This window comes from Pseudomonas sp. HS6-2 (assembly GCF_049325675.2).
GTDB lineage: Bacteria > Pseudomonadota > Gammaproteobacteria > Pseudomonadales > Pseudomonadaceae > Aquipseudomonas > Aquipseudomonas putida_N.
Genome location: NZ_CM143906.1, coordinates 4,401,940 through 4,417,144 on the forward strand (window position 1 = coordinate 4,401,940; position 15,205 = coordinate 4,417,144).

Annotated in this window: 11 protein-coding genes; 2 read left to right on the forward strand and 9 right to left on the reverse strand. The window is 63.4% G+C overall.

Translation table 11 applies throughout. The features are described 5' to 3' along the window. Positions 1 to 21 precede the first annotated feature (21 nt). The 8 genes from truA to leuC all read right to left on the reverse strand — a co-directional run bounded on the left by truA (position 22) and on the right by leuC (position 10,184). A complete protein-coding gene (gene truA / locus ACOKS3_RS20510; RefSeq protein WP_027919148.1) occupies positions 22 to 876 on the reverse strand; it encodes a tRNA pseudouridine(38-40) synthase TruA in 855 nt (284 codons plus the stop codon). Positions 877 to 974: 98 nt separating this feature from the next. Then, positions 975 to 3,701 carry a motility hub landmark protein FimV gene (locus ACOKS3_RS20515; protein ID WP_422763038.1) on the reverse strand — a complete coding sequence of 909 codons (2,727 nt, stop codon included), beginning with the start codon at positions 3,699 to 3,701 and terminating at the stop codon, positions 975 to 977. Between the two features lie 72 nt (positions 3,702 to 3,773). Continuing rightward, on the reverse strand, positions 3,774 to 4,778 hold the full coding sequence (locus tag ACOKS3_RS20520) for an aspartate-semialdehyde dehydrogenase (protein WP_103449733.1): 1,005 nt from the start codon (positions 4,776 to 4,778) through the stop codon (positions 3,774 to 3,776). A gap of 141 nt (positions 4,779 to 4,919) precedes the next feature. Next, positions 4,920 to 6,032, reverse strand: coding sequence for an aspartate-semialdehyde dehydrogenase (gene asd, locus ACOKS3_RS20525; RefSeq protein WP_103449732.1), 1,113 nt, complete (start codon positions 6,030 to 6,032; stop codon positions 4,920 to 4,922). Positions 6,033 to 6,095: 63 nt separating this feature from the next. Then, positions 6,096 to 7,178 (reverse strand): 3-isopropylmalate dehydrogenase, encoded by a 1,083-nt coding sequence (gene leuB, locus ACOKS3_RS20530; RefSeq protein ID WP_103449731.1) that lies wholly within the window; start codon positions 7,176 to 7,178, stop codon positions 6,096 to 6,098. A 54-nt stretch (positions 7,179 to 7,232) separates the two neighbouring features. Next, positions 7,233 to 7,997, reverse strand: coding sequence for a class I SAM-dependent methyltransferase (locus ACOKS3_RS20535; protein ID WP_422763037.1), 765 nt, complete (start codon positions 7,995 to 7,997; stop codon positions 7,233 to 7,235). 112 nt (positions 7,998 to 8,109) lie between these two features. Next, complete coding sequence (gene leuD, locus ACOKS3_RS20540; RefSeq protein ID WP_422763036.1) at positions 8,110 to 8,754, reverse strand: 3-isopropylmalate dehydratase small subunit; 645 nt, start codon at positions 8,752 to 8,754, stop codon at positions 8,110 to 8,112. Beyond that, positions 8,751 to 10,184 carry a 3-isopropylmalate dehydratase large subunit gene (leuC, locus tag ACOKS3_RS20545; RefSeq protein WP_103449728.1) on the reverse strand — a complete coding sequence of 478 codons (1,434 nt, stop codon included), beginning with the start codon at positions 10,182 to 10,184 and terminating at the stop codon, positions 8,751 to 8,753. The genes leuD and leuC overlap by 4 nt, the downstream gene beginning before the upstream one ends. 131 nt (positions 10,185 to 10,315) lie before the next feature. On the opposite strand from leuC, the gene ACOKS3_RS20550 reads away from it, so the two are divergent. After that, positions 10,316 to 11,194, forward strand: a complete 879-nt coding sequence (locus tag ACOKS3_RS20550) for a LysR family transcriptional regulator (RefSeq protein ID WP_103449727.1) — start codon at positions 10,316 to 10,318, stop codon at positions 11,192 to 11,194. 61 nt (positions 11,195 to 11,255) lie between these two features. Next, positions 11,256 to 14,552 (forward strand): PAS domain S-box protein, encoded by a 3,297-nt coding sequence (locus tag ACOKS3_RS20555; RefSeq protein ID WP_103449726.1) that lies wholly within the window; start codon positions 11,256 to 11,258, stop codon positions 14,550 to 14,552. 62 nt (positions 14,553 to 14,614) lie between these two features. On the opposite strand, the gene ACOKS3_RS20560 is transcribed toward ACOKS3_RS20555, so the two are convergent. Continuing rightward, positions 14,615 to 15,058, reverse strand: coding sequence for an Hsp20 family protein (locus tag ACOKS3_RS20560; RefSeq protein ID WP_103449725.1), 444 nt, complete (start codon positions 15,056 to 15,058; stop codon positions 14,615 to 14,617). Positions 15,059 to 15,205: the final 147 nt, after the last annotated feature.

Here is a 15,205-nt window from a genome sequence, read left to right on the forward strand (position 1 = left end):
TAGCAAATGACTTTTGACGCGTCAGTCGGCCAACGCCTCGTAACCGGTCAAAAAGTGTGGGCCAATGTAACGCTGCGGCAACTGGAACTCTTCCGGGTACTCCACTTGCACCAGGTACAAGCCGTAAGGGTGCGCGGTAACCCCGCCCTCGCGGCGGTTGCGCCCTTCCAGCACCTCGCGCGCCCATTCGACCGGGCGCTCACCGGCACCGATGGTCATCAGTACGCCGGCAATGTTGCGCACCATGTGGTGCAGGAAGGCCGTGGCGCGCACGTCCAGCACGATCATCTGGCCATGGCGGGTCACGCGCAGGTGATGGATGTGCTTGATCGGCGACTTGGCCTGGCACTGGCTGGCACGGAAGGCGCTGAAGTCATGGGTACCGAGCAGGTACTGGGCAGCCTGGGCCATGCGCTCGACGTCCAGCGGGCGGTGGTTCCAGGTCACTTCCTCGGCCAGGTGCGCGGGGCGGATCGGGTCGTTGTAGATCACGTAGCGGTAGCGCCGGGCACAGGCCTTGAAGCGCGCATGGAAGTCCGCCGGCATCGGCCGCGACCAGACCACACTGATGTCGTGGGGCAGGTTGAAATTGGTGCCCAGGGTCCAGGCACGCTCGTCACGCACGGCGCGGGTGTCGAAATGCACGATCTGCCCACAGCCGTGCACGCCGGCATCGGTGCGCCCGGCGCAGATGACGCTGATCGGCTCGTCGGCCACCTTCGAAAGCGCCTGCTCGAGGGCCTGCTGGACGCTGGGCACACCGCTGGCCTGGCGCTGCCAGCCGCGGTAGCGCGAGCCCTTGTATTCCACACCCAGGGCAATGCGGGTGAAGCCTTCGGCGGCCGATTCGGTGGCGGCGGTGTCGATGATGTCCAAGAGCGTGAAACCTGTGGGTGATACGGAATGGCGGGGATTATAACGACAACGGCAGCCGTGTAGGGCTGCCGTCGTGGTTGTTACTGCCTGAAGCGGAATCAGACCAGGCGCGAGAGCATCTCTTCGGCTTCCTGACGCTGGCCGTCATCACCATCCTTGACCACTTCGTCGAGGATGTCGCGGGCACCCTGGTGGTCGCCCATATCGATGTAGGCGCGTGCCAGGTCGAGCTTGGTCGCTACTTCGTCGGCACCGGAGAAGAAGTCGAAGTCGAGGTCGTCCAGTGGCTCGGGCTCGGCTGCGGCGTCTTCGGCAGTGAAGTGCGGCTCCAGCGATGGCGACTCCAGGCTCTGCGACAGCTTGTCGAGCTCGGCGTTGACGTCGCTCAGCTCCGAGGCAAAGCTCTTGGCTGCCGGCGAGTCGTCATCCAGCGACAGCGACAGGTCGAAGTCGTCCGGCAGTTCCAGCTCGGAAATCGGGTCGAATTCCGGGATGGCGTCGAAGGCTGCCAGCTCGGCGGCAACGTCCACCGGCTCTTCTTCCGCCGCAACCGGGGTAGCCGGAGCAGCCGTTTCGCCACTGTCCAGATCGAAATCGGCCAGGTCGAAATCAGCCAGGTCGTCGACGCTCTGCGGCTCGGCCTGAGCCTGGGCCAGCAAGGCTTCGAAATCGTCATCGGCATCGGTTTCCGGCGCAACGGCTGGCGGCTCGGCTTCCATCTGCGTTTCGGCCAGTGGCGCCTCATCCAGCATCGGCGGCTCGAGCTGATCATCAACTGGCAGATCATCACCCAGGCTCAGGTCGAAGGCGCTATCCAGGTCGTTATCATCGAGCACCGAGGTCTCGGTGAACGCCTCGGCGGCTGCTTCGAGCTCAGGTTCAGATGCTGGTTCAGGTGCCGGCTCTTGCTCGACGACTGCCTGCGGCTCAGGTGCCGCTTCAGGCTCTGCTTCTGCTTGCGGCTCTTCCTGAAGCAACTCCTGCACATACTGCTCGTCCATTTCGGCGGCCAGTGCCGCAGCACCCACACCGACGGCGGCAGCAGCAGCGAGCCCCAGCATGGCCGGGTAGCGCTCCTTGAGGCTGTTGACCTGCGCGGTGTTCGCTTCGCTACCAGGCAGCTTGCGCTCCTGCTCGACGAAGGCGCTGTGGTCGCCCTGGCGGGCATAGACGTCCATCAGCTTGAGGCGCAGGGCATCATTTTCCGGCTGCGCCGCCACTGCCGTTTCCAGCAGGTCGGCCGCATGATTCAGGCGACCACGTGACAGGCTCAGATCCACCTCAGCCAGCAGTTCTGCGTTCGGCTCCTGTGCCGGCTCGGGCGAGGCAACCGGGGCAACAGGCGCAGCAGCAGCCGGTTTTTCCGCAGCCACAGCAGCGGCAGCAGAAGCCGCCACCACGGCAGGCGACAGGGTGACGCTCGGCGCGGACACTTCCAGCTCGTCGAAGCTGCTAGGTGGCAGGTCGAGATCAGGGCTGCGCTCGCCCTCCTCGGCCAGCGCACGGGCCATGCGCAGGTGTTTTTCCGCTTCCTGCTGGGCCTTGCGCTTGCGTGCCAACAGCAACAGCAGGAGCAACAGCACCAGGAACGCGGAGCCGGCGATCAGGCCGAGCACCATAGGATTGGCCAGCATCTTGTCGATTGCGCCTGGCTGCGCAGGTTCAGCCCCATCGGCGGGGGCTGCAGCCGGGGCCGTATCGACAGCGGCCGGTGCCGGTGCGACCACAGGCTCGGCCGGGGCCGCCTCTGCCGCAGCGGGCTGAGCAGGGGCCGGCTCGCCCGGCAAGGCGCCCGCAGGCGGTGCTTCAGGTGCCGCGCCCTGGGCTTCCAGTCGCGCCAACTGGTCATTCTTCAGCTGGATCAGCTTCTGCAGCTTGTCCATCTGACTCTGCAGGTCGCTCACCCGACTCTTCAGTTCGTCGTTGTCACGACGGCTGGTATCCAGGCTTTCCTGGGCCACCGCCAACTTGTCGCTGATGGCCTTGGCGCTGTTGCCGCCAGTCTGCTTGCCAGGGCTGACCAGGCGCAAGTTGTCGCCCTGGGCGATACGCTCGGGCGCGGCGTCGGCGGCACCGCGGCGGGTGGCATCCAGCTGCCGCGCACGCGGCCCCAGGCGCCGGCCTTCACGCCAGGCCGCGTACTGCTCGGCCACTTCGCGATTGGCTTCGCGCTGGGGAATGCTCTGGGCCTGCTGCGGGTCGGGCAGACGCAGGACCTGGCCAACCTTCAGCTGGTTGATGTTGTTGCCGATGAAGGCATCCGGATTGAGCGCCTGGATGGCGATCATGGTCTGCTGTACCGAGCCACCGCCCTGGGTATTGCGGGCGGCGATTTGCCACAGGGTGTCGCGGCGCTTGGTGGTGTAGCTGCCTGCGCTGCTGGTCGCCGGGTTGACATTGGCCGCAGCGGGCTGCTGGCCCTGGGCCTTGGCCTGGTCAAGCAGCACGCTGTAGTCGCGCAGCAGGCGACCCTGGGGCCACATTACCTGGACCAGGAACTTGACCACCGTGCCTGGCAGTGGCTGGCTGGAGGTGACCCGCAGCACGCTCTTGCCGTTGGGGTTGATCACCGGGGTGAAGGTCAGGTCTTCGAGGTAGCTCGGAAACTCCACCCCGGCCTTGCTGAACTCTTCCGGTGGCGCCAGGCTCGGCGCCACTTCGGCTGCGGTGAGGTCGCGCACATCGAGCAGTTCGATCTCGGCGTCCAGAGGCTGGTTCTGTGCCGACTTCAACGTCAGTTCACCCAACCCCAGGGCATTCGCCATGCCCGACGTCAGCGCAGACGCTGCCGCCATGGCCAGAACCAGTTTGCGAATTCGAAGCATGACCTCTTCCCTTGTATGAATCGTCCCAAAAACCTGCGTGCGGCGCGGGACAAAAGTGCTCGCCAGTATCTTTTACGCCATGTGTTTAATCAACAATTGCGCCACCTGCACGGCGTTCAAAGCAGCGCCCTTGCGCACATTGTCGGTAGTCAACCAGAGATTGAGCTGCTGGTTTTCGTCAATTCCATGGCGTACACGACCAACATAGACCACGTCTTGGCCGACTGCGTCACCGACCGGAGTCGGATAATCATCGTTTTCCACCAGTTCGACACTTTCGGCCTGTTCCAATGCCTGGTTGACCTGCACCAGATCGACCGCGCGACCACTCTGCACCGCCACACTGAAGCTATCGCCGAAAAACACCGGGACTTGAATGCAGCTCACGGAAATCTTCAGTTCCGGCAGGCCCAGCAGCACACGCAGTTCGCCAACCAGACGGCGCTCCACGGCTGTATGCCCGTGCTCGTCGACCGCACCGACCTGGGCCAGCAGGTTGAAGGCCATCTGCCGATCGAAGAAACGTGGCTCCAGCGGGCGGGCGTTGAGCAGCTCGGCGGTTTGCCGGGCCAGTTCGCTGACCGCTTCGCGACCTTGCGCGGACACCGCCAGGGCAGCCATGACCTGCACCCGTTCGATATCCAGCTGACCCTTGAGCGGTGCCAGGGCAACCGCCACGGCAACGGCTGCGCAGCTGGGGCTGGTAATGCGGGCTGGCAGGTTCAATGTGGCAAGGCTGTCGCCATTAGCCTCCGGGACCACGGCCAGGGCATCTTCCAGGCCACCGGAAAGGTCGATGACCGTGCAGCCGGCCTGCTCAGCCTTGCTGGCAAAGCTACGACTGACGGCCGGGCTGGCGGCGAAGAAGGCCAGCTTGACCTGAGCGAAGTCGAAGCTGTCGACCTCACGCACCTTGAGCTTCTTGCCGGCGAACATCACGCTGCTGCCCGCCGATTCCATGCTGGCCAGCAGGTGCAGGGTGCCGACCGGAAAGGCCAGTTCTTCGAGGATCTGCACGAGGGTTTCACCGACGCTGCCAGTGGCGCCGACGACGGCGATGTCCAGGGGGGTGGTCATGGTAGAGATCCTTTTGCTGAAACGGCGGGGGGCGGCACTTTACTTGGATTGTAGTGTTTTGTCTTTGCTGGCCTCTTCGCGGCACAGGCATAAAAAAACCCGCACTGTCACCAGCGCGGGTTTTCTGTGCAGCAGAAGCGATCAACGCTCCAGCAGGATCCGCAGCATGCGGCGCAGCGGTTCGGCAGCGCCCCACAGCAGCTGGTCACCCACGGTGAAAGCGCCCAGGTACTGGGAGCCCATGTTCAGCTTGCGCAGGCGGCCAACCGGGATGTTCAGGGTACCGGTGACCTTGGTCGGGGTCAGCTCTTGCATGCTGATCTCGCGCTGGTTCGGTACCAGTTTCACCCATGGGTTGTGCTGGCTGATCATGCCTTCGATGTCGGCCAATGGCACGTCCTTGTTCAGCTTGATGGTCAGTGCCTGGCTGTGGCAGCGCATGGCGCCGATGCGCACGCAGATACCGTCGACCGGGACCGGGTTCTTGAAGCGGCCGAGGATTTTGTTGGTCTCGGCCTGGGCCTTCCACTCTTCACGGCTCTGCCCGTTCGGCAGTTCCTTGTCGATCCACGGGATCAAGCTGCCGGCCAGCGGCACGCCGAAGTTTTCGGTCGGGAACGCTTCGCTGCGCATGGCTTCAGCCACCTTGCGGTCGATGTCGAGGATGGCGCTGGCCGGGTTGGCCAGGTCATCGGCAACGGCCGCATGGGTAGCGCCCATCTGCTTGATCAGCTCGCGCATGTTCTGTGCGCCGGCACCGGAGGCCGCCTGGTAGGTCATGGCACTCATCCACTCGACCAGGCCGGCTTCGAACAGGCCACCCAGGCCCATCAGCATCAGGCTGACGGTGCAGTTGCCGCCGATGTAGTTCTTGGTACCGGCGTCGAGCTGCTGGTCGATGACCTTGCGGTTGACCGGGTCGAGCACGATGACCGCGTCGTCCTGCATGCGCAGCGACGAAGCGGCATCGATCCAGTAACCCTGCCAACCTGCTTCACGCAGCTTGGGGAACACCTCGTTGGTGTAGTCGCCGCCCTGGCAGGTCAGGATCACGTCGAGGGTCTTGAGTTCTTCAATCGAATAAGCGTCCTTGAGCGGAGCAATATCCTTGCCCACGTTCGGGCCTTGGCCACCCACGTTGGACGTGGTGAAGAACACCGGCTCGATAAGGTCGAAATCCTGCTCCTCCAGCATCCGCTGCATGAGCACGGAACCGACCATACCGCGCCAACCGATCAGACCTACACGTTTCATCGCAACTACACCTTTGCTAAAAGTGGGCCGCCACCTTGAGTTTTTGGTGGCGGGCCAGAGAGATTACAGATTCCGCAGCGCTGCGACTACTGCGTCGCCCATTTCCTGCGTGCCTACTTTATCGCAGCCTGCCGACCAGATGTCGCCGGTACGCAGGCCCTGGTCCAGGACGATGCTGACGGCCTTCTCGATTGCCTCGGCTGCCACCTGCTGATTGAAGCTGTAACGCAACATCATCGACACCGACAAAATGGTCGCCAGCGGGTTGGCGATGCCCTGCCCGGCGATGTCTGGAGCCGAACCGTGACAAGGCTCGTACATGCCCTTGTTGTTGGCATCCAGGGAGGCCGAAGGCAGCATGCCGATGGAACCGGTCAGCATGGAAGCCTCATCCGACAGGATGTCACCGAACATGTTGTCGGTCACTACCACGTCGAATTGTTTCGGTGCGCGGACCAGCTGCATGGCAGCGTTGTCGACGTACATGTGGCTCAGTTCGACGTCCGGGTAATCCTTGGCCACGTCTTCGACCACTTCACGCCACAGCTGGCTGGAAGCCAGGACGTTCGCCTTGTCCACCGAGCACAGCTTCTTGCCGCGCACGCGGGCCATGTCGAAGCCAACGCGGGCGATCCGGCGCACTTCGCTTTCGCTGTACGGCAGGGTGTCGTAGGCCTGACGCTCGCCGCCTTCCAGCTCGCGCTGGCCACGTGGAGCACCGAAGTAGATGCCGCCGGTCAGCTCACGGACGATGAGAATATCCAGGCCCGCGACGATTTCCGGCTTCAGCGAGGAAGCGTCGGCCAGCTGCGGGTAGAGGATGGCCGGGCGCAGGTTGGCGAACAGGCCCAGTTGTGAACGGATTTTCAGCAGGCCGCGTTCCGGGCGGATGTCACGCTCGATCTTGTCCCATTTCGGGCCGCCCACGGCGCCCAGCAGCACGGCGTCGGCCTTGCGTGCACGCTCCAGGGTCTCATCGGCCAGCGGTACGCCGTGCTTGTCGATGGCGGCGCCGCCGATCACGTCGTGCTCGAGGCTGAAGCCGAGCTGGAACTTGTCGTTGGCCAATTCCAGCACCTTGACCGCCTCGGCCATGATTTCCGGACCAATGCCATCACCTGGGAGAATCAGAATCTGCTTGCTCATGCTTTCCTCTATCCATTCACGCGGTGCGGCCAAGCGGGCCCCACCGAAAAGTGCTTATCGCTCGGCCCACAACACCAGTACATCAGTGCTGAACGAGCCATCGGCCTCGATCTGGTAATACTGCCGTACTTCTTCGCCCATGGCTTGCTGCAATTGGAGGATGGCAACGCGCATCGACTCCGGGGTGCGCATGCGCTCCACCCAGCTGGCAAACTCCAGGCGCAACGGTTGGCGCGTGTGGCTGCGCACATGCAGGCCGGCTTCGCTGACCTGGCGCTGCCATTCGGCAGCGGAGTAGTCGCGCACGTGACTGGTGTCACGCAGCACTTCCACGGTTTGCAGGTAGGTGTCGAGCAACGGGCTGCCCGGCGACATCACGTCGATGAACGCTGCCACGCCACCCGGCTTGAGCACCCGGCGCACTTCGCGCAGGGCCAGGCCGAGGTCGCTCCAGTGGTGCGCCGAATAGCGGCTGAAGACGAAATCGAACGAAGCGTCGGCGAACGGCAGGCGTTCGGCGGCACCGCGCTCGGTAGTGATATTGCCCAGGCCGCGCTCGCTGGCGGCGCTGGCGACCACGTCGAGCATCGATTGCGAGAGGTCGTAGGCGACCACTTCGGCAACCAGGGGCGCGACGTGAAAACTGACATGGCCGGCACCGCACCCCAGGTCCAGCACGCGGGCATTGCCCTGCCCCGCCAGTGCTGCCTGCAGCAGGGCGAATTCGCTGCCCTGGGCGTGCACGGCGCTACTGAGGTAGGCGCTGGCCTGTTCGCCGAACTGGCGTTGGACCACATCGGTGTGGGAGGTGCTGGTCATGGCTGAATCCTATGGTTTTTTTGTTGCCTGTACGGGCCTCTTCGCGGGGCAAGCCCGCTCCTGCAGGGAGCGGGTTTACCCGCGAAGAGGCCAGCACTGCTAGCTACGCACTTCAGGCATCACGGAACAGCCAAGGCTGGCCGACGCGGTGCTTGCCTTCGAATGCCTTGATCGCGTCGCTGTCCTGCAAGGTCAGGCCGATGTCGTCCAGGCCATTGAGCAGGCAGTGCTTGCGGAACGCATCGATCTCGAAGTGCAGCACCTTGCCATCCGGGCGGGTCACCGCCTGCGCCTGCAGGTCGATGGTCAGCTGGTAGCCTGGGGTGGCTTCAACCTGCTTGAACAGCTCGTCGACTTCCTCGTCGCTGAGAATGATCGGCAGCAAGCCGTTCTTGAAGCTGTTGTTGAAGAAGATATCGGCGAAGCTCGGTGCGATCACGCTGCGGAAGCCGTACTCGTCCAGTGCCCACGGCGCGTGCTCACGGCTCGAACCGCAGCCGAAGTTCTCCCGCGCCAGCAGCACGCTGGCACCTTGGTAACGTGCGTGGTTGAGCACGAATTCCTGGTTCAGCGGGCGCTTGCTGTTGTCCTGGTACGGCTGGCCGACATCCAGGTAGCGCCACTCGTCGAACAGGTTGGGGCCGAAACCGGTGCGCTTGATCGACTTGAGGAACTGCTTGGGGATGATCTGGTCGGTGTCGACGTTGGCACGATCCAACGGCGCGACGAGGCCAGTGTGCTGGGTAAAGGCTTTCATGCTGCGCTCCCTTGGATCAACTCGCGGACATCGATGAAGTGGCCGGTCACTGCGGCGGCGGCAGCCATGGCCGGGCTGACCAGGTGGGTACGGCCACCGGCGCCCTGACGGCCTTCGAAGTTGCGGTTGGAGGTGGACGCGCAATGCTCGCCACTTTCCAGGCGGTCCGGGTTCATCGCCAGGCACATCGAGCAGCCGGGTTCACGCCATTCGAAGCCGGCTTCGAGGAAAATCTTGTCCAAGCCTTCACGCTCGGCCTGGGCCTTGACCAGGCCCGAGCCCGGTACGACCAGCGCCTGCTTGACTGTCGCGGCGACCTTGCGGCCCTTGGCGATTTCGGCAGCGGCGCGCAGGTCTTCGATGCGCGAGTTGGTGCACGAACCGATGAACACGCGGTCGAGCTTGATGTCGGTGATCGCCTGGTTGGCGGCGAGGCCCATGTACTTGAGGGCACGCTCGATAGAACCACGCTTGATCAGGTCTGGCTCAGCGGCCGGGTCCGGAACACGCTGATCCACGGCCAACACCATTTCCGGCGAAGTGCCCCAGCTGACTTGCGGCTTGATCTGCGCGGCATCGAGCTCGACCACGGTGTCGAACACGGCGTCGTCGTCGGAAACCAGGTCTTTCCACGCTTCAACGGCACGCTTCCAGTCCTCGCCCTTCGGCGCGTACGGGCGGCCTTCGACGTAGGCGACGGTGGTGGCATCGGTCGCTACCAGGCCAACACGGGCACCGGCCTCGATGGACATGTTGCAGATGGTCATGCGGCCTTCCATCGACAATTCGCGGATGGCGCTGCCAGCGAATTCCATGGCGTGGCCGTTGCCACCGGCGGTGCCGATCTTGCCGATCACGGCAAGGACGATGTCCTTGGCGGTGACACCAGCCGGCAACTGGCCTTCGACACGCACCAGCATGTTCTTCATCTTCTTGGCGACCAGACACTGGGTGGCGAGCACGTGCTCGACCTCGGACGTGCCGATGCCATGGGCCAAGGCACCGAAAGCGCCGTGGGTGGAGGTGTGCGAGTCGCCGCAGACTACGGTCATGCCTGGCAAGGTTGCACCCTGCTCCGGGCTGATGACGTGGACGATGCCTTGGCGTTCGTCGTTCATCTTGAATTCGACGATGCCATATTCGTCACAGTTCTCATCGAGGGTCTGCACCTGCAGGCGCGACACCTGGTCGACGATGGCTTCGATGCCGCCCTTGCGCTCTGGCGTGGTCGGCACGTTGTGGTCCGGGGTGGCGATGTTGGCATCGATGCGCCACGGCTTGCGGTTGGCCAGGCGCAGGCCTTCGAAGGCCTGGGGCGACGTCACTTCGTGAATGATATGGCGGTCGATGTAGATCAAGGACGAGCCGTCATCACGGCGCTTGACCTCATGGGCTTCCCAGAGTTTGTCGTAGAGCGTTTTACCAGCCATCAGACTGTTCCTCATCAGCGTCTTTCTATGCCAAAGACCCCTTGGCTTGTACGGACGATGCTATGGGGTTAGATTGAATAACTCAAATTCATAATTTTTATGCTTTGGATAACCAAAAGGAATCCTAAATCGTGGACCTGGCCAACCTGAGCGCGTTCATTGCCATTGCCGAGACCGGCAGCTTCTCTGGCGCCGGCGAACGCCTGTTCCTCACCCAGCCGGCGATCAGCAAACGCATCGCTGGCCTGGAACAGCAACTGGACGTGCGCCTGTTCGATCGCCTGGGTCGCGAAGTGACCTTGACCGAAGCCGGCCGCGCACTGCTGCCCCGCGCCTACCAGATCCTCAACGTCCTCGATGATACCCGACGGGCGCTGACCAATTTGACGGGGGAAGTGAGCGGTCGTCTCACCCTGGCCACCAGCCACCACATCGGTTTGCACCGCCTGCCCCCGCTTTTACGGGCTTTCACCCGGCAGTACCCGGCTGTGGCATTGGATATCCAGTTCATGGATTCGGAACAGGCCTACGATGAAATCCTCCATGGCCGCGCTGAAATTGCCGTCATTACCCTTGCCCCTGAGCCTCATCACCTGGTCAGGGCCGTACCGGTCTGGGACGACGCCCTGGATTTCGTGGCGGCGCCCGAGCATCCACTGGCCAGCAACCAGGCGGTCAGCCTGGCCGATGTCGCCCGCAACCCGGCGGTATTCCCCGGCGGCAACACCTTCACCCACCACATCGTCCAGCGCCTGTTCGAAAGCCAGGGACTGACGCCGAACATCGCCATGAGCACCAACTACCTGGAAACCATCAAGATGATGGTGTCGATCGGCCTGGCGTGGAGCGTGCTGCCCCGGACTATGCTGGATGATCAGGTTGCACCTATCGCTTTGCCCGGCATACAGCTGTCGCGCCAGCTAGGCTACATTCTGCACACGGAGCGCACGCTATCGAACGCTGCAAGGGCCTTCATGGCCCTGCTCGACAGCCACGCAGGGTCCGCCTGACCGGTCGTCAGCTCGGCATTTCCAACTCATGGACGCGTCACACGCCAAAGGTTTGGTACCAATGCCCAAATCAGCAAATCGTTTTCCGCGCCTGCCGCGTATCCCTGCGGCCGACCCACAGGAATCGGAACAGGCCTGGCAGAACGCCCCGCAGCTGCTGGCGGCACTCAATGGCGCACGCCTGGGTGCCTGGCTGTGGGATATCGATACCGGCCGGATCAGCTGGTCACGGGGTACCCAGGCGCTGTTCGGCTTCGATCCGCAACGCCCGCTGCCCAACGACATCGACTACCTCGACCTGCTGCCGGAAGAAGACCGCGCCCGCACCCGCCAGCTGTTTCATGCAGTCGTCAATGGCGAACCGGTGGAACAGGCCATGCGCCATCGCATCCGCTGGCCTGACGGCAGCCTGCACTGGCTGGAAATCAACGGCAGCCTGACCCACGACCGCCATGGCCGACGGCAGATGATTGGGGTAATCCGCGAAATCACCCGCCAGCGCGAACGGGAAACCGCGCTGATCAACTCGGAAAAGCGCTTCGCCACGCTGTTCCACCTGAGCCCCAACGCCATTTTGCTGAGCCGCCGCCAGGACGGCATGATCATCGAGGTCAACCAGCACTTCGAGGACATGTTCGGCTGGCCCGGCGGCCAGGTGATCGGCAAGACCAGCATCGAACTGGGCTTGTGGGTCAACCCCGAGCAGCGCCATCAGGTGATCGAGGCCACCCGCAGCAACCACGGCCCGGCAATCATGGAAGTGCAGTTCCGTGCCAGCACCGGCAAGCTCCACGACGGCATTCTGTGCACCCAGAGCATCGAGATGGAAGGCGTCACCTACCTGATCAGCACCTTCGTCGATACCACCGAACGCAAACGCGCAGAGCAAGCCCTCAAGGACAGCCAGGAGCGCCTCGACCTGGCGCTGGACTCGGCGCAACTTGGCACCTGGGACTGGCATATCCCCAGCGGCATGCTCTACGGCTCGGCCCGCGCTGCGCAACTGCACGGGCTGGACCCGGTGCCGTTCCATGAGTCGTTCGATTCGTTCTTCGAAGGCGTACCGGAACACGAACGCGCCAGCATGCGCCAAGCCTACCGCAGCCTGCGCGAAGGCCCGGCCGGAAACTACCAGATCACCTACCGCGTACAGCTGGAAAACGGCACCTCGCGCTACATCGAAAGCCGTGCCCGCCTGTATCGCGACGACCAAGGCAACCCGTTGCGCATGGCAGGCACCTTGCTCGATATCACCGAGCAGGTAGAACGCGAACAGCGCCTGAGCGCCTCGGAAGAGAAATTCGCCAGCCTGTTCCAGGTCAGCCCCGACCCGATCTGCGTGACCCGCCAGGACACGGGCCAGTTCATCGAGATCAACCCGGCCTTCACCCAGACCTTCGGCTGGAATGCCGAACAGGTAATCGGCCGCACCGCCGAAGAGATCGGCCTGTGGGCCGAATCGATCGAACGCGCCCAGCGCATCGAGCGGGTGATCCGCGAACAGGCACTGAGCAATGTCGCGGTGGTGGTCAACCACCGCAACGGCTCGCCGCTGACCTGTGTCATCGCCAGCCGCCTGATCAGCGTCGATGACCAGCCGTGCAGCGTCACCACCCTGCGCGACATCACCCAGCAGCAACGCGCCGAGGCGGCCCTCAAATCCAGCGAAGAGAAGTTCGCCAAAGCCTTCCACTCCAGCCCCGACGCCATCACCATCACCGAACGCCGCAGTGGCCGCTACCTGGAAGTCAACGACGGCTTCTGCCGGCTGACCGGCTACAGCGCTGACGAAGTGATCGGCCGCAGCGTCTACGAAATCGGCATCTGGGCCGACGACAAGCAGCGCGGCGCCCTACTCAGCGAGCTCAAGGAGCGCGGCCGTGTGCACCACCGGGAGATGCTCGGGCGCAACAAGCGCGGCGACATCCTCACCGTGGAGGTGTCCGTGGAGCCGATCAGCCTCAATGAGGTCGACTGCCTGCTGCTGACTGCCCGCGATGTCAGCCAGCTGAAGAACGCCCAGGCGCAGATCCGCCACCTCGCCTACCACGACCCGCTGACCAACCTGCCCAACCGCGCCTTGCTGATGGACCGCCTGAGCCAGCAGATCGCCCTGCTGCGCCGCCACAATCTGCGCGGCGCGCTGCTGTTCCTCGACCTCGACCACTTCAAGCACATCAACGACTCGCTCGGCCACCCGGTGGGCGACACCGTGCTGAAGATCATCACCGCACGCCTGGAGGCCAGCGTGCGCCTGGAAGACACCGTGGCGCGCCTGGGTGGCGATGAGTTCGTGGTGCTGCTCAGCGGCCTGGAAGGCAGCCGCGAAGCCGTGGAAAGCAAGGTCCGCGAACTGGCCGACACGCTGCGCGAACTGCTGGCCGAACCGATGTCGCTGGACGGCCAGCGCCTGCAAGTGACACCGAGCATCGGCGTGGCACTGATCCCCGACCACGGCACCACGCCGGCCGACTTGCTCAAGCGCGCCGACATCGCCCTTTACCGAGCTAAGGATTCCGGGCGCAACACCACCGAGCTGTTCCACACCACCATGCAAAAGGCCGCCAGCGAGCGCCTGCGCATGGAAAGCGACCTGCGCCTGGCCCTGGCCCGCGGCGAGCTGGCCTTGCATTTCCAACCCCAGGTCGATGCCCGCGACAATCGCATCGTCGGTGCCGAAGTACTGCTGCGCTGGCACCATCCACAGCTGGGCCAGCAACCCCCCGCGCAGTTCATCCAGGTACTGGAAGAAAGCGGCCTGATTCTCGAAGTTGGCAGCTGGATCCTCGACGAAGCCTGCGACGCTTGCGCGCACATGCTCGAAGACGGCCTGATCGACGCCAATGACTTCAGCCTGTGCGTGAACATCAGCCCGCGGCAGTTCCGCCAGAACGATTTCGTCGAACGGGTGCTGCGCAGCCTGGACGACTACCGATTACCGCGGCAGATCCTGAAGCTGGAGATCACCGAGGGCATCGTCATACAGAACCTGGAAGACACCATCAGCAAGATGCGTGAACTCAAGCGCTATGGCGTGAGCTTTGCCATGGATGACTTCGGCACGGGCTATTCCTCGCTGACCTACCTCAAGCGCCTGCCGGTGGACGCGCTCAAGATCGACCAGACGTTCGTCCGCGACGCGCCAGAAGACCCCAACGATGCCGAGATTGTCCGCGCCATCGTGGCCATGGCCCGCAGCCTGGACCTGGCGGTGATTGCCGAAGGGGTGGAACTGACCGAGCAACTGGCGTTTCTCGAACGCCTGGGCTGCCACCTGTACCAAGGCTACCTGCACAGCCGACCACTGCCGCTGCCGGAATTCAGGCAGATGTTGCTGGAAGCACCGGCGGATTACTGAAACGAAGAAAGGGCACCCGAGGGTGCCCTTTCTTTGATCCCGCTGAACTGGGTTCGTCGGAATCAGTTCAGTGCAGGCTTGTCGCCATTGATCGGGATGCGTTTGGCCTTGGCCTCTTCCGGGACGATGCGCAGCAGGTCGATGCTGAGCAGGCCGTTGGCCAGGCCCGCCGCCTTGACCTCGATATGGTCAGCCAGGCGGAACGACAGCTTGAAGGCGCGCTGGGCAATCCCCTGGTGCAGGTAGGTCACTTCAGCGGCGCCATTTTCGCGCTTGCCACCGATGACGGTCAGAACACCTTTTTCGACTTGCAGGTCGAGGTCCTGCTCCTGGAAACCGGCTGCGGCAACTACGATGCGATAGTGGTCCTCGCCATGTTTTTCCACGTTGTAGGGAGGGTAGCTGCTACCCGCCTCGTTGCGTGCCGCGGACTCGAACAGGTCATTGAAACGATCGAAGCCAACGGAATGACGGAACAGTGGAGCGAGAGAGAAAGCGGTAGTCATGGTCATAAACTCCTGAGATTCAGCAAGTAAAGTCACTACGCGACCCGACTTCGGCATCGCGCACTCAAGAGATAGGGTCGGCGGGAAAGCTTTCAAGGGTAGAGCTGAAAAAATCTGTTCGGAGCTGATGGCCCTTTCGCGGGGCAA

Excerpts from the sequence above, each read along its gene's own strand:
- ACOKS3_RS20515 (WP_422763038.1), bottom strand. The coding sequence starts at position 3,701 with ATGCTTCGAATTCGCAAACTGGTTCTGGCCATGGCGGCAGCGTCTGCG.
- ACOKS3_RS20520 (WP_103449733.1), bottom strand. The coding sequence starts at position 4,778 with ATGACCACCCCCCTGGACATCGCCGTCGTCGGCGCCACTGGCAGCGTC.
- asd (WP_103449732.1), bottom strand. The coding sequence starts at position 6,032 with ATGAAACGTGTAGGTCTGATCGGTTGGCGCGGTATGGTCGGTTCCGTG.
- leuB (WP_103449731.1), bottom strand. The coding sequence starts at position 7,178 with ATGAGCAAGCAGATTCTGATTCTCCCAGGTGATGGCATTGGTCCGGAA.
- ACOKS3_RS20535 (WP_422763037.1), bottom strand. The coding sequence starts at position 7,997 with ATGACCAGCACCTCCCACACCGATGTGGTCCAACGCCAGTTCGGCGAA.
- leuD (WP_422763036.1), bottom strand. The coding sequence starts at position 8,754 with ATGAAAGCCTTTACCCAGCACACTGGCCTCGTCGCGCCGTTGGATCGT.
- leuC (WP_103449728.1), bottom strand. The coding sequence starts at position 10,184 with ATGGCTGGTAAAACGCTCTACGACAAACTCTGGGAAGCCCATGAGGTC.
- ACOKS3_RS20555 (WP_103449726.1), top strand. The coding sequence starts at position 11,256 with ATGCCCAAATCAGCAAATCGTTTTCCGCGCCTGCCGCGTATCCCTGCG.
- ACOKS3_RS20560 (WP_103449725.1), bottom strand. The coding sequence starts at position 15,058 with ATGACTACCGCTTTCTCTCTCGCTCCACTGTTCCGTCATTCCGTTGGC.